General features: G+C 69.1%; 14 protein-coding genes. 6 read left to right on the forward strand and 8 right to left on the reverse strand.

What is annotated here, in order from left to right; genetic code table 11:
- Nucleotides 1-80 precede the first annotated feature (80 nt).
- Nucleotides 81-1,808 carry a lysyl oxidase family protein gene (locus EAS64_RS14565; protein WP_145853412.1) on the reverse strand — a complete coding sequence of 576 codons (1,728 nt, stop codon included), beginning with the start codon at nucleotides 1,806-1,808 and terminating at the stop codon, nucleotides 81-83.
- A 210-nt stretch (nucleotides 1,809-2,018) separates the two neighbouring features.
- Here EAS64_RS14565 and EAS64_RS14570 point away from each other — a divergent pair, with 210 nt between their 5' ends.
- Together EAS64_RS14570 and EAS64_RS44770 are read left to right on the forward strand one after the other, a co-directional pair.
- Entirely contained in the window at nucleotides 2,019-2,435 is a 417-nt protein-coding gene (locus EAS64_RS14570) for a hypothetical protein (protein ID WP_246115673.1), read from the forward strand.
- Between the two features lie 408 nt (nucleotides 2,436-2,843).
- On the forward strand, nucleotides 2,844-3,044 hold the full coding sequence (locus EAS64_RS44770; protein WP_145853413.1) for a DUF5999 family protein: 201 nt from the start codon (nucleotides 2,844-2,846) through the stop codon (nucleotides 3,042-3,044).
- Between the two features lie 62 nt (nucleotides 3,045-3,106).
- On the opposite strand, the gene EAS64_RS14580 is transcribed toward EAS64_RS44770, so the two are convergent.
- On the reverse strand, nucleotides 3,107-3,751 hold the full coding sequence (locus tag EAS64_RS14580) for an alpha/beta hydrolase family protein (RefSeq protein WP_145853414.1): 645 nt from the start codon (nucleotides 3,749-3,751) through the stop codon (nucleotides 3,107-3,109).
- A gap of 243 nt (nucleotides 3,752-3,994) precedes the next feature.
- On the opposite strand from EAS64_RS14580, the gene EAS64_RS14585 reads away from it, so the two are divergent.
- Together EAS64_RS14585 and EAS64_RS14590 are read left to right on the forward strand one after the other, a co-directional pair.
- Complete coding sequence (locus tag EAS64_RS14585) at nucleotides 3,995-5,239, forward strand: 4-hydroxybenzoate 3-monooxygenase (protein WP_145853415.1); 1,245 nt, start codon at nucleotides 3,995-3,997, stop codon at nucleotides 5,237-5,239.
- Between the two features lie 314 nt (nucleotides 5,240-5,553).
- The gene (locus tag EAS64_RS14590; RefSeq protein ID WP_187365916.1) at nucleotides 5,554-6,399 is read left to right on the forward strand and encodes a COG4705 family protein; all 846 of its coding nucleotides are present in this window, start codon (nucleotides 5,554-5,556) and stop codon (nucleotides 6,397-6,399) included.
- A 113-nt stretch (nucleotides 6,400-6,512) separates the two neighbouring features.
- Here the strand turns inward: EAS64_RS14590 and uvrA are convergent, their stop codons facing one another.
- The 3 genes from uvrA to EAS64_RS14605 all read right to left on the reverse strand — a co-directional run bounded on the left by uvrA (nucleotide 6,513) and on the right by EAS64_RS14605 (nucleotide 11,184).
- Nucleotides 6,513-9,374: an excinuclease ABC subunit UvrA gene (uvrA, locus tag EAS64_RS14595; RefSeq protein WP_145853417.1), complete on the reverse strand. Its 2,862-nt coding sequence runs from the start codon at nucleotides 9,372-9,374 to the stop codon at nucleotides 6,513-6,515.
- Between the two features lie 427 nt (nucleotides 9,375-9,801).
- Nucleotides 9,802-10,572: a dienelactone hydrolase family protein gene (locus EAS64_RS14600; protein WP_145853418.1), complete on the reverse strand. Its 771-nt coding sequence runs from the start codon at nucleotides 10,570-10,572 to the stop codon at nucleotides 9,802-9,804.
- 63 nt (nucleotides 10,573-10,635) lie between these two features.
- Nucleotides 10,636-11,184, reverse strand: coding sequence for a flavodoxin domain-containing protein (locus EAS64_RS14605; RefSeq protein WP_145853419.1), 549 nt, complete (start codon nucleotides 11,182-11,184; stop codon nucleotides 10,636-10,638).
- Nucleotides 11,185-11,510: 326 nt separating this feature from the next.
- On the opposite strand from EAS64_RS14605, the gene EAS64_RS14610 reads away from it, so the two are divergent.
- Nucleotides 11,511-12,728: an arginine deiminase gene (locus EAS64_RS14610; RefSeq protein ID WP_145853420.1), complete on the forward strand. Its 1,218-nt coding sequence runs from the start codon at nucleotides 11,511-11,513 to the stop codon at nucleotides 12,726-12,728.
- Between the two features lie 30 nt (nucleotides 12,729-12,758).
- Here EAS64_RS14610 and EAS64_RS14615 read toward each other — a convergent pair whose 3' ends face one another.
- Genes EAS64_RS14615 through EAS64_RS14625 form a run of 3 tightly spaced genes read right to left on the reverse strand, consistent with a single transcriptional unit; the run spans nucleotide 12,759 to nucleotide 16,478 of the window.
- On the reverse strand, nucleotides 12,759-15,101 hold the full coding sequence (locus EAS64_RS14615; protein WP_145853421.1) for a xanthine dehydrogenase family protein molybdopterin-binding subunit: 2,343 nt from the start codon (nucleotides 15,099-15,101) through the stop codon (nucleotides 12,759-12,761).
- 15 nt (nucleotides 15,102-15,116) lie between these two features.
- Nucleotides 15,117-15,587: a (2Fe-2S)-binding protein gene (locus EAS64_RS14620; protein WP_145853422.1), complete on the reverse strand. Its 471-nt coding sequence runs from the start codon at nucleotides 15,585-15,587 to the stop codon at nucleotides 15,117-15,119.
- A gap of 3 nt (nucleotides 15,588-15,590) precedes the next feature.
- Nucleotides 15,591-16,478 (reverse strand): FAD binding domain-containing protein, encoded by an 888-nt coding sequence (locus tag EAS64_RS14625; RefSeq protein ID WP_145853423.1) that lies wholly within the window; start codon nucleotides 16,476-16,478, stop codon nucleotides 15,591-15,593.
- Between the two features lie 262 nt (nucleotides 16,479-16,740).
- On the opposite strand from EAS64_RS14625, the gene EAS64_RS14630 reads away from it, so the two are divergent.
- Nucleotides 16,741-17,439 carry a hypothetical protein gene (locus tag EAS64_RS14630; RefSeq protein WP_145853424.1) on the forward strand — a complete coding sequence of 233 codons (699 nt, stop codon included), beginning with the start codon at nucleotides 16,741-16,743 and terminating at the stop codon, nucleotides 17,437-17,439.
- The last annotated feature ends 67 nt before the right edge of the window (nucleotides 17,440-17,506 follow it).

Consider the following 17,506-nt stretch of genomic DNA (forward strand, 5'->3'; position numbering starts at 1 on the left):
GCCGCGTCGGAGGGGACAGCGGCCTGGCCACGTCGGGTGCCGGAGGCCACCGATGCCGCCAGCCTCCGGCCGGTATCCGGCTAGCGGTGCTCGGGGTCGATGCCGTCGTAGGCCGGGACGACGAAGTGCCTGTGGCCCTTGGCACCGCTGATGATGACCTTCCGCAGCGAGATGTCGTTGCGGTAGGTGGTCTCCTTGAGCACGTGCTCCGGGTTCGCGGTGATCGCCACGTAGTAGGTGCCGTTCTTCAGGTTGGTGATGTCGAATGCCTGGCCCGCCAGGAACTGCTCGTACGTGTCGCCCCAGCCGACCGGCATCATCTCGCGGACCCACAGCGCGGTCGTCGAGCCGCACTGGCCGCCGAATCCGATGAAGGTCGGGTTCCAGACCGCGTTGTGCAGCAGCAGGTTGACCGCGTCGGTGGGCGCGATGCAGAAACCGACCTTCTGGCTTCGCACCACGACCTTCTTGTTCGCCGACAGGAGGCTGTACTTGGCGAACTGCTCGAAGTGCCAGTGGTTGTGCCCCTTGGCCTTGTCGAAGCCCATGGTTCCCGCGGGGGCCCGGCCGACCACGTTCCCGTTCTTGTAGAAGTACTGGTAGGCCTTCATCACCGGGCTGGCGTTGGAGCGGAACGCCTCGACGTCGAGCGGGCTGTTGCCGCCAACCGCGACGGTCGCGGCGAAGTCCAGGTAGTCATGGCCGACGACCTTCTTCGATCCAGTGTGGGCGATGTTCATCCCCCAGGCGGGCAGCGGCACCAGGTCAGGCAGCACGTCGGCGGGCGGGTTCTTCATCGTCCGCACGGCGGGCAGTGCCGGCAGCGGCCCCGCCGGGCGCGCCGCGGTCCGCGCCCGCGTGGGCAGCCGGTAGAACGTGCTGGCGGGTACTCCGGCCGGTGACGCCGACAGTGACGCGGAAACCGTCACGGTTGGCGTGGGCAGCGCACTCGGCGAGCTGGACGCCGTCGCCGTCGCGGAGACGGTCGTCGTCGGGGTCGGCGACGGCGGGGGTGGGGGCGGCGGGAAGCCTGGCGGCAGCGACACGGTCACGTTGACCGTCGCGCTGGCGTTGGCCGGCGTGACGCCGAACCAGTTGGTGTAGCGCGGGGTGATCGACTCGGTCACCTGGTAGGTGCGGTTCGGGACGAGCGAGATCGGGCGGCCGAAGAAGCTCTCCGACGGGTCGACGGCCCACCCCTTGGCGATGCCCCAGACCTCGCCGAGCGGGAACGGGTCGAACGGGGCGCACCCCTGCAGCGGGTACGGCGAGCTGGCCGGGCTGTCCGGGATCGCTCGCTCGGGGTCGTAGCTGTTCGGGCAGAAGGTGAGGCTGTGGGAGGTAACGATATGGCCGGCGTAGCGCACGGTGAGCCGGATCATGCCCTCGACGCCGTTCCAGTGGTCGAGCATCGAGGCGGGCAGCGCCCTGGTCACCCGGGTACCGCCCGGCGTATTGATGACCTGGGTCAAGGTGACAGGCGACCGGTAGTTCGCCCGGCCGACGTTCAGCTGGAACGACGACCCGAGGGATGCGAGCCAGATCCCTGGGTCCATGAAGACCTGGACCGTCTTGCTGTTCGGCCGGTTCGGGTACCCGTAAACCGTGATGTCATGCTGGGCCGGGATCATCGTCAGCCGGGGCCCCTGATAGTGGGCGGGCGACTGCGGCTGCGCGGCCGCCGACGCCTTGGCGGGCGTGCCCGCGGTGGCCACAGCGATGCCGACCGTCCCCGCCGCCAGAGCCGCGGCGGCGGTAATCGCCGCTACCCGTGTTCGCGACAGCGGTCTGCCGCCCTCCCTTGCCAAGCCTCGCAACATCTTCAATTCCCTTCGGTCCCGAACGCCTCAGGCCGCGGCTGCGTTACCCGATACTTCGACGGCGCCGCAGGGTCAAACGTTGCTCGCCGGGAGGGGTGTTATAAAACGGAAACGCTTATTCACATCCGGTAAAGACGACCCTCGTGCACGCAACGGGGAGCCGGCGGGCGGCGGGTACTGGATGTGGCGTAATCTACGGTGCGGGTTGATACCGAGGACGGAGACCGGAGCGGGATGTACAAGCCGAGCCAGGAGGCACTGGACCTGCACGCGGCCGACGTGGCCGAGGCGGCAGAGCGCGGAAAGCTGCTCGACGAGGCGCGCGCCGCGGACGCGGCATTGCGCGAGGCCGAGGCCTCGCGTGCCCCGGTGACAGAGGTGCACCGTCTGGCCAAGGACCTCGACGCGGCGCTGACCGCCGCCATGCGGGCGGCGTACGCCGCGCAGCGCGCCGAGATCGGTCCGCGCGGGTACGAGGACCGGATCTTCCACCGCAAGGCGAAGGCGCGCCCGGCGGTCCACACGCTGACCGCCGAGGCCGAGCGGCTGCTCACTCTCCGTGAGAATCACCGGCTCAACCGCATCCCCGAGGTTCCGCCCGTTCCCGCTGTCTGACAATACGCTGACCGTTGTCTGAGAATCCTCGGTAACGATCCGGATACACTTATCCCGGACTTTCCGGCCGCAACAAGTCGCTTTCCTGGGCGTTTATCATCCCCTCACGGGTAGCGACCAGGCGAAGTCAGCCGGAAACGTTAGGTATGATCCAGGACAGTCCCGACGCTTGTCGGTCCGCTGGCGGGAGGTCTGAACCACCCCGCGTGCGTGGCCGTATCAACAATTGGGAAATCTATGCTTAACGCGCCGGCAAGTCGCTTGCACTTACCGACACGGCGGGGCAAAGTTAAGTGAAGTGGTCTAGGCCATTTGGTGGGGTTTGAGGTTCGCGCTCATTGCGGAGCGTGACCGAAGGGCCAGATGGCGTAAGGCCGTGGATGCTCATGAAAGCCAGGAGGCACTGACATGTGCCCGCACTTTCCGCCTTGTCCGGATGCTTCGGCACCGGATCGCGAGGCGGCACACACGATCGCGAGTCACCCGGAGCAGGGCTGGTCGCTGCTCTGCAACGGAGTCGTGATCTTCGAAGACACTGGTGAGTTGCTGCCGAACGGGCGGACCATCGCCCCGCACAGACCCACCGACCATCAGGCCCCGGCCGCATAAGCCAGCCGAGAGCGGAAAAACAGGACTAGCACTACGAGCCGGGCCGCGGATCCGGCAGCACTTCATCCGGAGCGGCTCGGGGGCACCAAGGGTTTCTGCCCCATCGTCAGCGCACCCAGCCAGGCGGTGACCGTATCTCCAACCACCGCCGGGCGCCTGGACAGGGCGTGCGTTTCCCCGGGAATGACTACGACCTCTGTCGTCTCATCCGGTTCGGGGACGCCGAACGGGTCGCGCTCCCCGTTGATGACAAGCACGCTGGTTCCGGCTGCGCGCAGTTCGGCGTCCCGTGACTTGTCTGGCTGACCCGGCGGGTGCAGCGGGAAGGCGAGTGCGATCACGCCTGCCGCTCCCACCGCACGCGCGGTGCGGCAGACCACCCGCGCCCCGTTCGACCGGCCGCATTGAACCAGCGGCAGCGGGCGGGACCGTGTGGCAGTCTCCCGCAGCAGCGCGGCGATTATCTCCGACCACGCGGCGTCCTGCCGCGGCGCCGAGCCGGGTGCGCGGGCTCCCCTGACCCGGTAGGGCTGAGTGATCAGGGCGGTGGCGGCCCCAAGCGCTCTGGCGGCGTCCCGGACCGCCAGGACGTCGGCGGTGTCGGGCGTTCCCCCCGCGCCGTGGGTAAGCACGGTGAGGAAGACGGGCCGTCGCGGCCGCTCAAGGACCACGCGGCCCGGGCCGGCCGCGGTGATGATCTCCTCCACCTGCCGCACGGTACCGGTACCGGGCCCGGCGGCCCTGCCCGGGGCCGGTCCCGGCCACGCGGCACATAGTGCCAGGTCAAGGGAATTCTGTCGGCGCATTGCCGGTCCCCGACGGCGTCCTGCATTTTGCATTGCAAGATGATTTACACACAGTTATCTAGCAATTACTTTCCGTATGGTTACGATATAGAGCGGGATGACTACATTTCGTTAGGTGGTCTAAGCGGAAAGGAAGGTGCGCCGATGACCGTGCACGAGCGCACTCAGGTCGGAATCGTTGGCGCCGGCCCGGCGGGACTGCTGCTTTCGCACCTGCTCAGCCTGGGCGGAGTCGACTCGGTATGCGTCGAGACCCGCAGCCGGGCCTACTGCGAGTCGCGGCAGCGCGCCGGGATGCTGGAATCCACCACCGTGGAACTGCTGCGCGCGGTAGGGCTCGGGGACCGGCTGGACGCGGAGGGTCTGGAGCACGATGGCATCTACCTGCAGTTCGACGGCGAACGGCACCACATGAACTTCCGCGAGCTGACCGGCGGGCGGTGGATCACGATCTACGCGCAGACGGAGATTGTGAAGGACATCATCGCCGCGCGCACGGCGGCCGGCGCGGCGCCCCAGTTCGAGGTCAGCAACACGGCGGTGAGCGCGCTCGACACCGCGCGGCCAGTGCTCTCCTACACCGATGCGCGCGGGATGAGGCACGTGGTCACCTGCGACGTCATCGCCGGCTGCGACGGGTTCCACGGCATCACCCGCCGCTCGATCCCGGGAGGCGGGCTCACCATGCTGGCCGAGCGCTCGTACCCGTACGCCTGGCTCGGCATCCTCGCCGCCGCACCGCCGTCCACCGACGAGGTCATCTACTGCAGGCACGACAACGGCTTCGCGCTGCACAGCATGCGCACTCCGGAGATCGGGCGGCTCTACCTGCAGGTGCCGGCCGACGAGGACATCTCCCGGTGGCCTGACGAGCGGATCTGGCCGGAGCTCGCCACCCGGTTCGCGCTGCCCGGCTGGTCGTTGACCAGCGGCCCGGTGCTGCAGAAGTCCATTACGCCGATGCGCTCCTTCGTCGCGGCGCCGATGCGCTTCGGCAACCTGTTCCTGGCCGGCGACGCCGCGCACATCGTGCCGCCCACCGGCGCGAAGGGCCTCAACCTCGCCGTCGCCGACGTCACGGCGCTGGCCACCGCGCTGATCAGGCTCATCCGCGACGGCGACGCCGAGCTTACGGCGGCGTACTCCGACCACTGCCTGGAGCGGGTCTGGCGGTCCACCCACCTGTCCTGGTGGATGACGTCGATGCTGCACATCGCCCCGGACCAGGACCAGTTCGAGTCTGAGCTCCAGCTCGCCCAGCTGCGCCATCTCGTCAGCTCGCGAACCGCTGCCGCCTCCCTCGCCGAGACCTACACGGGCTACCGCCCGCTGCGCTTCGACCCGTCCACCCGCCTGGACGCCGCCCGCCTCTGGCCATCTGTCGCATAGGCGTAGGAGCGGGGCGGCGAGTGAACCGCCGCCCCGCTTCTACGCGGAAACGGTGGAGGGCGGGAAGACGCCAACTTTTTGCGTTTCCTCTGAGTATTCGATGAAATCGGCTCCGCGACCAAATCAGGAAAGCTAAGCGTTCGGAATTGGGTGCATCGGAACCTGCACGCTAACGATTCGCGCAGCAGCGGTATCTGAACTACCTCCTTTATGGACTTTGCTGTTTCTGCCTGGTTAAGTCGCAGCAACGACTGGCTGGCATTCGGCTGGCCTAGAGGAAATCGCTGGTTCACCGTCGAATGGATAGCGGTCGTATGGGGTTTAGCAATCGGCAGACGCTCGTGAAGGTTCCCGAGCTGCTGCTCCTCTTCTGGATCGCGAAAGTGGCCACCACCTGCTTTGGCGAGGCATTCTCTGACTTCGTATTCTTCAATGACGCGAGCTGGATTACCCGTGACCGGGCGATCGCGGCGGGCGCCGTCCTGATTCTCGTCGCCTACGGGATTCAGATCGCGCAGAAGAAGTACATCCCACTGGTGTACTGGTTCGCGGTCACCGCGGTCGCCATCTTCGGCACCATGTCCTCGGACTTCCTCATCAAGAACCTGGGCTGGACCCTGTGGCAGGACACCCTGGTCTGGCTGGTCGCGCAGGCCGTGATCTTCTTCACCTGGTGGAAGACCGAGGGAACGCTCAGCGTTCACAGCATCACCACGACCCGCCGTGAGGTCTTTTACTGGCTGACCGTCTACGTCACGTTCGCCCTCGGCACCGCGGCTGGCGACTATGAGAACGGCACGCTGGCCATCAGCACCTGGTGGTGCACCGTCACGTTCCTTGGCCTTCTTCTCATCCCGCTTGGGGCCTGGCTGTACGCCAGGACCTATGTACGGCCCAGCAATGAGCAGGCGTACCAGGTCATCGCCGTCGCCGCGTTCTGGGTGGCGTATACGTTCACCCGGCCATTGGGTGCCTCATTCGGCGACTATCTCGCCGTGCCGGCCCCGTTCGGCGACGGCCTGCAACTCGGCACCGGCCCTATCAGCCTCTGGTCGGGCCTCGTCCTGGTCGCAATCCTCACCGTGGTGGCCGTTCTTTACTACCGCCAGCAGCCAAAGACTCAGTCCGCCCCGGAAGCGGTCACCGTAAAGGCAGATTAAATGCCGAGCCGTTGGCTCGTATTCGCCTCAGCCCGGCCGCCCAAATATGCGGGAAAAGATGTTAAAAGGGAGCGCGGTGATGGCGGCCCGCCGCCATCACCGGGCTCCCACCGCTACCGGCGCAGCAGCGGGGCCAGGAACTGGCCCGTGTAGCTCTTCTCGTTGGCCGCCACGTCTTCCGGTGAGCCGGTTGCGATGATGGTGCCGCCGCCGGTGCCGCCCTCGGGGCCCATGTCAATGAGCCAGTCGGCGGTCTTGATGACGTCGAGGTTGTGCTCGATGACCAGGACCGTGTTGCCGGTCTCGACCAGCTTGGTGAGCACGCCGAGCAGCTTGCGGATGTCCTCGAAGTGCAGGCCGGTGGTCGGCTCGTCGAGCACGTAGATGGTCCGGCCGGTCGAGCGGCGCTGCAGCTCCGTGGACAGCTTAACGCGCTGCGCCTCGCCGCCGGACAGCGTGGTGGCGGGCTGGCCGAGCCGGACGTAACCGAGGCCGACCTCGTTGAGGGTCTTCAGGTGCCGGTGGATCGCCGGGACCGCCTCGAAGAACGTCGCGGCCTCCTCGATCGGCATGTCGAGCACCTCGGCGATCGACTTGCCCTTGTAGTGCACCTGGAGGGTGTCGGTGTTGTACCTGGCGCCGTGGCAGACCTCGCACGGCACGTACACGTCCGGCAGGAACTGCATCTCGATCTTGATCGTGCCGTCGCCCGAGCAGGCCTCGCAGCGGCCGCCCTTGACGTTGAAGGAGAAGCGGCCTGGCTGGTAACCGCGCACCTTCGCCTCGGTGGTGGCGGCGAACAGCTTCCTTATGTGGTCGAATACGCCGGTGTAGGTGGCCGGGTTGGACCGCGGCGTGCGGCCAATCGGCCCCTGGTCGACGTGCACCACCTTGTCCAGCTGGTCCATGCCGGTGACCCGCACGTGCTTGCCCGGGACGGTGCGCGCCCCGTGCAGCTCCTTCGCGAGCGCCCGGTAGAGGATGTCGTTGACCAGCGTGGACTTGCCCGAGCCGCTGACCCCGGTGACCGCGGTGAACAGGCCGAGCGGGAAGCTGACGTCGACGTTCTTAAGGTTGTTCTCGGCGGCGCCCTTGACGGTCACCTCGCGGCCCTTGGCCGGCTTGCGCCGCTTCTTCGGCACCTCGATCTGCTTGCGGCCGGACAGGTAGGCGCCGGTCACCGAGGCCTCGCTATCGATCAGGTCCTTGACCGTGCCGCTGACCACGACGTGGCCGCCGTGCTCGCCCGCGCCTGGGCCGATGTCGACCACCCAGTCGGCGGACTTGATCGTGTCCTCGTCGTGCTCGACAACGATCAGCGTGTTGCCGAGGTCACGCAGCCGCAGCAGCGTGTCGAGCAGCTTCTGGTTGTCCCGCTGGTGCAGGCCGATCGACGGCTCGTCCAGGACATAGAGCACGCCGACAAGGCCGGAGCCGATCTGCGTGGCGAGCCGGATCCGCTGCGCCTCGCCGCCCGCCAGGGTCGCGCTCGCCCGGTCGAGCGTCAGGTAGTCGAGTCCCACGTCGAGCAGGAAGCCGAGGCGCGCGTTGACCTCCTTGAGAATCAGCCGGGCGATCGCCATGTCGCGCTCGGACAGCTCAAGGTTGAGCAGGTTCTTCGCCAGCTCGCCGATCGGCTGTCCGCAGTAGTTGGCGATCGACTTATCGTCGATTGTCACCGCGAGGGAGACTGGCTTGAGCCGCGCACCGCCGCAGGACGGGCACGGCACCTCGCGCATGAAGCCCGCGAACTTCTCCCTGCTTGAGTCCGACTCCGCCTCGGCGTGACGGCGCTCGACGTAGGTGATCGCGCCCTCGAAGTTCGTGTAGTACGAGCGCTCGCGGCCGTAGCGGTTCTTGTACCGGACGTGGACCTGCTGGTCGAGGCCGTACAGCAGCGCCTTCTTAGCCTTGGCGGTGAGCCGCTCCCACGGGGTGTCCATCCGGAAGCCCACGGTCTCGGCGAGGGCCTCGATCAGGCGGTCGAAGTAGTCGCTCACGTGCCCGCCAGCCCACGGGGCGATCGCGCCCTCGTCCAGGGACTTGGCCGGGTCGGGGACGATGAGGTCGGGGTCGACCTCCATCCTGGTGCCGAGCCCGGTGCAGTCGGGGCAGGCGCCCCACGGGGAGTTGAAGCTGAACGACCGCGGCTCGAGCTCGTCGAACGACAGGTCGTCGTACAGGCAGGCCAGGTGCTCTGAGTACATCCGCTCCCGGTGCGGGTCGTTGTCCGGCAGGTCGACGAAGTCGAGGATGACCACGCCGCCCGCCAGGCCGAGCGCGGTCTCCACCGAGTCGGTGAGCCGCCGCCGCGCGGTTTCCTTCACCGCGAGGCGGTCGATGATGACCTCGATGTCGTGCTTCTCGTACTTCTTCAGCACGGGCAGGGTGGTCGAGTCGTTCGCGACCTCGTCCAGGCGGATGACCGTGCCGTCGACGCGGGCCCGGGAGTAGCCCTTGGCCTGCAGTTCCTTCAGGAGCTCGGTGTACTCACCCTTGCGGCCGCGCACCACCGGCGCGAGCACCTGGAACCTGGTGCCCTCGTCGAGTTCGAGCACCCGGTCGACGATCTGCTGCGGTGTCTGCCGCGCGATCGGGCGCCCGCACAGCGGGCAGTGCGGCTTGCCCACGCGGGCGAACAGCAGCCGCAGGTAGTCATACACCTCGGTGACTGTGCCGACAGTGGACCGCGGGTTGCGGCTCGCGGACTTCTGGTCGATGGAGACCGCGGGGGAAAGACCGTCGATGAAGTCGACGTCCGGCTTGTCCATCTGGCCGAGGAACTGCCTGGCGTACGCTGACAGCGATTCGACGTACCGTCGCTGGCCCTCCGCGAAGATCGTGTCGAACGCCAGGCTTGACTTGCCGGAACCGGACAGGCCGGTGAACACGATCATGGCGTCGCGGGGGAGGTCAAGGGAGACGTCCTTGAGGTTGTGCTCCCGTGCGCCGCGAACGACAAGCCGGTCAGCCACTGCGCGCTCTCTTCTCTTCAGTCAGTCGTTGTGCGTCCCGCGGATCGCTGGGCGGGCCCAGTGCCGACACCGAGCCACGGACACCATAACGAGGGGGTCTGACATTCCATCCCGACGGCGGAACCGCTCCCCTGATAGCGCCGCAGGGGCGCCCGTTATGCCCGGTCCCCCGGCTGCGCGTCCTCGGGCCAGCCGTGCTCCCAGCGTACGACACGACTCCGCCGCCGACGTAGCGGACGGGAAAACGTCTTCGAATGAAGAGTCAGCCGCACCCGTTCCTTATGTCTCTGTTCATATACCGCCACCCGGGCCGACCCGCGGGCCGGAGAGGCGCGGCGCGCCGAGGCGGAGGCGGAGTCGCGGAGGACCGCGGACGTTCCATCACAGAACCTGAGCGTGGCCTGCTTTGGCGACCGGCTCACGGACCTCAGGGAGCGGCCGGCCTCAGATGCTCGTCGAAGAAGGCAGCAATCCGGGCTCTGGCGTCGCCCGTCGCCTGTTCGTCGAAGCCCATCCCGATCAGCGGTCCGCTGAGCAGGCTCACAATCGTGAACACGCGGGGCAGCGCCGCGTCCTTGCCCGCCGCACCCGCGAACGTGGCCAGCTTGCCTGGATGGTCATTCATGAAGGAGTGACCGACGCCCGGATAGACCTTCACGTCATTATCGATGCCGTTGCCGTCCAGGATTCGCTTCAACCGCACGGGCGCGTCCCCCACCGATCGGTCACGATCACCGTAGCTCGCCACCACCGGGCAGGCGTTCCCGAGCAGGTCCTCGGCGTTTTTGGGCAGCGCACCGTAGTTGACGCTCGAGGCTTCGAACCCGTGACCGGCAGCCAGGACAACGGCGAATCCGCCGCCCATGCAAAATCCGATCACTCCGATGTGCCCGGTGCAGCCGGGCTGGCCTGCGAGCCAGCACCGGGTCGCCTCGACGTCATCGAAGGCAGGACCCCGGCCCCGGGTGACGTCCTTGATGGTGGAGACGACACAGCGGAGCTTGCCGCCCCAGGAGTAGAGATCCGGTGCCACCGCGAGGTACCCCGCACCTGCCAGCCATTCCGCCTGCGCGCGCAGATCCGGCGTCATGCCGACGGCGTCATGAATGACCACGACGCCCGGCCATGGCCCGGGGGCGGCAGGTGTCGCCAGATAGCCGCGCAACCGCCGCGGGGCCGGGATCTGGACCTCACCCATGCCGGCCCTCCTCGGTGCCGGAACCCGGTGATGACGGCGGCGGGACCGGCGAAACGGGCCATGTCACTGCCCGCACGGCTCGCTGGTCCCTAGCTCGGCGGCGATCCGCGCTGCCCAGGCGTCGATGGCCGACCAGTCACGGAAGTCCCCGGCCGGCAGGGCGGTCCGCGCGGCGGGCATGTGCCGCACGAGCCGCTCGCCCGCGCCGACGGGCGGCGCGTCCGGGTCGTAGGCGCCGAAGAAGACCTGCTCGCCTCGCGGGTGCAGCAGCTTCGTAAGCTCGTCGAACTCTTTCGGCCTGGTGGCCTCCAGGACGTTCTTCCCGTCCTTGTCCACCAGGTCGGTGCCGAGCGGGCCGCTGCTGAACAGCCATACCGGCCGTGTCGCGAGCTCCTCGCGGTGCCGCCGGGCGAACGTCATGGCCGGCTTCAGCCAGTGGAACATGTAGGCCGCACCGCCGAGCACAACGGCGTCGTAGGGCCCGATGTCCTTAATGTCAGCAACCGGCCGCGCCTCGGCCGGCTGGCCCGCCGCCGTCAGGGCAGCCGCGACCCGGCTGGCGATCCCGGCAGTGGCGCCGTGCCGTGTGGCGTAGGCAACAAGGACTCTCACGGCAGCTCCCTTCGTCAAGGGCAGTTTCCGTGACAGGCCGGTACCCTGCCAGGGCCGAAGGTCACGGATCATCCCGGAGACACGGGTGGGCTGGCCCCCGGTCCCGCACCGCGGCCGGTGAGCACCGCGGCACCGGATGCGATGATCCGGCGGGCACTGCCAGTGAGAGTGCTCAGGCTTGTCTCCGCTGAGGATGCTGGGATGCTCAGTGATAGCCGCTAGCGCTTTCCGCCTGGTCACTAGCCAACGAGACGCGGCCGCGAGGTGCTGGTACCCGCCGTTCCCGGTTACCGGCAGGCCCGCGCGGCCGGTCGGAACGGGGATGCATGTTCCACGTCGATTCTGAGGTCGGCCGCCTGCGGCAGGTGATCCTGCACCGCCCCGACCTGGAGCTCAAGCGCCTGACCCCCGACAATGTCGCCGACTTGCTGTTCGACGACATGCTGTGGGTGAGCCGTGCCCAGGCCGAGCACGACGCGTTCGCCGCGGTGCTGCGGTCGCGTGGCGTGGAGGTCCACTACTACGGCGACCTGCTGGCGCAGACCCTGGACATCCCCGACGCCCGCGACTACATCCTGAATCACCTGTTCGACCCGCGACGGCACGGGCCGCTCGCCGCCGCGACCCTGCGGGCGACGATGGACGGGCTCGGCTCGGCCGAGCTCGCACGGTACCTGGCGGGCGGGATAACCAAGCGGGAGATCGCCGAACTCGGCCCGGTGCCGAAGAGCATCGCATTCCACTCACTGGATCCGGACGGTTTCGTGCTCGCGCCGCTGCCTAACCTGCTTTACCAGCGAGATACCTCCTGCTGGATCTACGGCGGGGTGTCCGTCAACGCGATGCGCCGCCCGGCGCGGATACCGGAAACGATCAACGACGAGGCCATCTACCGCTGGCACCCGATGTTCGCCGGGGCCGGCTTCGACACCTGGTACCACGGGACCGACGCCGCCCCTGCCACCGTCGAGGGCGGCGACGTGCTGGTGATCGGCAACGGCGCGGTACTGGTCGGGATGAGCGAGCGGACCACGCCGCAGGCGGTCGAGATGCTGGCGAGCCGGCTGTTCGCCGCCGGGGCGGCCCGCTGCCTGGTCGCCATCGACATGCCGAAGGCCCGCGCCTTCATGCACTTGGACACCCTGCTCACCATGGCCGACTACGGCGTCTTCACCAAGTACGCGGGAATGGGCATGCTGCCGTCCTACACGGTCGAGCCGGGTGCGACCTCCAGCGAGCTGAAGGTCACCGACCACCCGCCGCAGGACATGCACCGAGCGATCGCCGCGGCGCTTGACCGGCCGGAGATCACCGTGCTGACCACGGTGCAGGACGTGCACGCGGCGTCGCGCGAGCAGTGGGATGACGGATGCAACGTGCTCGCGCTCGAGCCCGGAGTGGTGGTGGCCTACGAACGGAACGTCACCACCAACGCCTACCTGCAGGACAACGGCATCGAGGTGATCACCATCCCGGGCAGCGAGCTCGGCCGCGGGCGGGGCGGTCCGCGTTGCATGAGCTGCCCGATAGAACGCGACGCCTGACCGCCGCCGGTCCTGGCCGCGCCGCACTTGTCAGCCGGCGGACTCCGCGATGAGCTCGAGGATGCGGGCCGGCGGCAGGTGCTGCTCGTAGATGCGCACGCCGAACGGCGCGAGCGCGTCCTCGATCGCGTTCACCAGGGTGGGCGGCGCGACGATCATGCCGCCCTCGCCAACGCCGCGGAAGTTGACGTCGGCGTCGAGCGGCACGGTCTCCAGGTGTTCGATCTCGAACCGGGGAATCTCGCAGGCGGTCGGCAGGAGGTAGTCCATGAACGTGGCCGACTGGTAGTTGCCGTCCTCGTCGTAGGCGGACCGTTCGAGCAGCACGGCGCCGATGCCCTGGGCGATGCCGCCGCGGATCTGCCCCTCGACGACCGCCGGGTTGATGAGCGCGCCGCAGTCCTCGGCCGCGACGTAGCGCTCGACGGTGACGATGCCGGTCTCCACGTCGACCTCGACGATGGCGCAGTGGCTGCCGCCCGACCAGCCGCCCTCGCCGCCGTCGAACGAGGCCTCGACCTCCAGGCTGGTGTCGACGTCGGGGCCGAACTCCCCCGACGCGGCCCGCCTGGCGACCTCGCCCACGCCGATCGCGGTGTCGGGGTCGCCGACCACCTGGACCTGGCCGTCGACGATCTCCAGGTCCGCGGCGCTCGCCTCGATGAGCAGCGACGCGATGTCGAGCACCTTGCCCTTCAGCTGCCTGGCGCCGTGCAGCGCGACACCGCCGGTCATGGTGGCCGACCTGCTGCCGCCGGTGAACCCGAACGGCACCACGGCACTGTCCCCGACGACGACGCGGACCTGCTCGAACGGCACGCCGAACTCGTCGGCGGCGATCTGCGCGAGGGTGGTCTGGTGGCTCTGGCCGTGCGGCATCTGGCCGGTGAACAGCGTCACGATGCCGTCTTCCGACAGCATCAGGCGCATGTGCTCCAGGCTCATCGGGCCGCTCGGCGCGCCCGGCTGGCGCGGTCCAGGCGCGGCCTCGATGAAGGTCGCGAGGCCGATGCCCAGGTAGCGGCCCCTGGCGCGTTCCTGCGCCTGGCGGCGCCGGAAGGCGGGGATGTCCACCATCTGCGCGACCCGCTCAAGCGACTCCCGCGTGGTGACACCGACCAGCGGGCGGCCGGTGACCATCGAAAATGGCGGGTCGGTGCGCGGTGCGACGTTGCGCAGCCGGATCTCAAGCGGGTCGAGGCCGAGGTCCTTCGCGAGCACATCGAGAATGCGCTCCCTGACGAACGTCTCCGACGCCCACGGGCCGCGGTAGGCGACGTAGGAGGCCTTGTTGGTGGCGACCGCCGTCGACTCGAAGCCGAACGCCGCGAGCTTGTACGGTCCCGGCATCATCGCCTCCACGATGCCGGCCACCATCGTGCCCATCACCGGGTACGCCCCGATGTCGATCACCATCGCCACGTCGAGCCCGAGCAGGTCGCCGTCCTTGCTGACGGCGGCGCGCACGTCGAAGCTCTCCTCGCGGGCGTGCCCCGACGCGGCGAGGTTCTCGCTGCGGTCCTCGGTCCACTTGACCGGCCTGCCCAGCGCGCGCGACGCGGCCGCGACCGCGAGTTCCTCGCGGGACGCGCCGATCTTCAGCCCGAACGAGCCGCCGATGTCACCGGCGAGCACACGCACCTTGTCGGGCTCAATGCCCAGGCGCATGGCGATGCCCAGCTTCGTCATGTGCACGCCCTGCGTCGCGGCATGCGCCGTGAGGATGCCGGTGCCGGCATCGTAATCCGCGACGATGCCGCGGCCCTCCATCGGCACGTTCTGGTGCCTGTGCACGTCGATGTGGAACTCGCTAACCAGGTCCGCGCCGGCGAACGTGCCGGCCACGTCGCCAAACTCGGTGCGCTTGTGCGGGCCGATGATGTTGTCGTCCAGGTTGGCGAACAGCGGCGGGCTGCCGGCGTCGAGGGCGGCGGCCGCGCTGGCCACCGGGGGGAGGTCTTCGTAGTCGACCTCGACGAGCTCGCAGCCGTCCTCGGCCAGGTACCGGCTCTCCGCGACCACGATCGCCACCGGGTCGCCGACGAAACGCACCTTGTCCGTGGCGAGCAGGGTGTACTCGGGCGCGGGCCCGCCGCCGCCCATCATCGCGAACAGCGGATCCTGCCCGGGTAGCGTCATCGCCGCCATGTCCGCCCCGGTGTACACCGCGACGACGCCCGGCAGTTCCCTGGCGGCCGCGGCGTCCACCGCGACCACCCGCCCGTGGGCCAGCGGCGAGCGGACGAACGCCGCGTGCAGCATGCCGGGCAGCTTGATGTCGTCGACGTAGCGCCCGCCGCCGGTGAGGATCCGGGGATCTTCCGAGCGCTTGACGCTCGTGCCGGTGTAGCGCTGGGCCGCGATCTGGGTCATCGTCGCTCCCCTCGGTCAGGCTTCCCTGCTGCGCCGCGCGGCCAGCAGGACGCCATCGATGATGCTCTGGTAGCCGGTGCAGCGGCAGATGTTGCCGGACAGCGCCTCGCGGATCTCCCGCTCCTCCGCGTCCGGGTGCGCGTCAAGGAACGCGGTGGCCTGCATGACAAACCCCGGTGTGCAAAACCCGCACTGGAAGCTGTGCGAGTCCGCCATCGCCTGCTGCAGCGTGCCGAGCTCGCCGTCGGGCGCGAGACCCTCGATCGTGGTCACCTCGCTGCCCGCGGCCTGCACGGCGAGCATCAGGCAGGAGCGCACCGCCCTGCCGTCCACGATGACCGTGCATGCGCCGCAGACCCCGTGCTCGCAGCCGAGATGGGTCCCGGTCAGGTCGAGGTCGTCGCGCAGGAAGTCGGCCAGCGTCTTGCGCGCCTCAACCGAGCCGGCGCGGGCGGCGCCGTTGACGCTCACGGTGATGTCCACCATCGGTTAGTGCCTCCCCTGGGCGCTGTTTCGCTCGGCACTGTCCGCGGCGGCGCGCAGCGCGCGACGGACCAGCGTTGCCGCGATCTTCTTCCGGTACTCCGCCGAGCCGTGCAGGTCGGCGGGCGGGTCGATGCCGGCGGTCGCGGCGCGGGCCGCCTCGTCGAACAGCTCGGCCGACGGCCGCTCGCCGTTGAGCAGGGCTTCTGCCTCCGCCGCACGGACCGGCACGTCGGCGACGCCGGAGAACGCGAGCCGCGCGTCGGTGATCACGCCGCCGGCCAGCGTCAGCGAGGCCGCGAGACCGACGATGGCGAAGTCCCCGTGGCGCCTGGCGACCTCCTGGAAGGCCACGCCGGTGCCCGGCGCCGCCACCGGGAAGCGGATCTCGGTGAGGAGCTCTTCCGGGCGGCGTGCCGTCGTCAGGTATCCCTGGAACCAGTCCGCCGCCGGGATGACACGTCCCCGCGCCCGGCCCCGCAGCACGAACTCGGCGTCGAGGGCCAGCGCGACCGCGGGCAGCTCGCCCGCCGCATCGGCGTGCGCCAGGCTGCCGCCGATCGTGCCGCGGCTGCGGATCGCCTCGTGGCCGATGAGCGGCAGGGCGGCCGCGAGCAGCGGCACGTCGCTGGCGACCGCCGCCGATTCCTCTGCCTGGTACTCGCGGGTCATCGCGCCGATGGCCAGGTGACCGTTGACCCGTGACACGCCGGACAGCTCGGTCACGCCGTTGATGTCGATAAGCACCGCGGGTCGGGCCAGCCGCAGCGCGAGCAACGGGATCAGGCTCTGACCGCCGGCGAGCACGCTCGCCTCGTCCTGATGCTCGGCGAGCAAGGCGACGGCCTCGGCCGTCGTCGTAGGCGCCTCGTACTCAACGGAAGGTAGCTTCATCGGCCCGCCCCTTAACGCCTGATGGCACACGCGGTTTTGACTCTAGCGAACATCTCAGGCCCATGGCACCCGCCGGGCGGGCGCCGTCCGCGGGGCGGGGGTCCGGCCCCGGCGACGCTCTTCGGCGAATCGCGGTGCGGTCTTCGGTGTTGGCCGGCCGGTAATCCGCGTGTCGACCGCCCGAGTTCCGCGTGTCCGCCGACCGAGTTCCGCGTGTCCGGCGGTCGGGTTCCGCGCCACCGCCGCGGCTATGATCGGGCGGGTGAGGCATAACCCGTCCACCGTGGTAGTCCTCGCCGGGCAGCCGCGCGAGGACGTTCTCTCCGCCGTCGGCCGATCGCTCAACGTCGTCCTCGTCCGGCCGGAGTTGCCCGCGGGCGGGGCAGGCCGTGCCGGTGGCGGCACGGCGGAGGGCGAAACCGCGGACGGCAGGATTGAGGTGGCCGCCGTCGCGCTGCGCAGGGCCGCGGCGGTGTCCGCGCCCTACGTACTTGTCGCCGCCGACCCGCTGGCCGACGTCGCCGCGTCGTGGCAGGCGATGTGGTCGCTCACGGCCGAGAGCCACGGGAGCGACGAGTTCGAGCTGCGCGCGGCGGAGGCCATGGCCACCTGGCGGGCGAAACGCTTTGAAATGCCGGACTATTACCTGGTTCTCGCCGAGGAGACTGGGGCCGGCCCGGCCGGCGCACTTGAGCCAGTCGGCGCGCACGAGGCGGGCGCCGCGGCGCCGCGCCCTGATTTCTATCTGGGGCCACTGCGCGCCGTCCGGCCGAACCGGGTGGCAGTGGCCGCGGGCGCCTCGCCCGCCGCGCAGGCGGACGCGCTCCTGAGCGAGCTCGGGTCCCTGCGGCACGGGCCATGGTGGCCAGCACTCGACGAGATCCTGCGAACGGTGCGCGGCTTCTACCCTGGCGCTCTCGCGGAGTCCCCGGCGGCGGGGCAGGCCAGCCTGCTCGCCTAGCCGCTCCACGACGGCCCGCTGCGCAGGCGGCCAGAGAAGATGAGCCGAGCGCGCGGGGACGGCTGAC

Source organism: Trebonia kvetii, from assembly GCF_007827045.1.
GTDB classification, from domain to species: Bacteria; Actinomycetota; Actinomycetes; order Streptosporangiales; family Streptosporangiaceae; genus Trebonia; species Trebonia kvetii.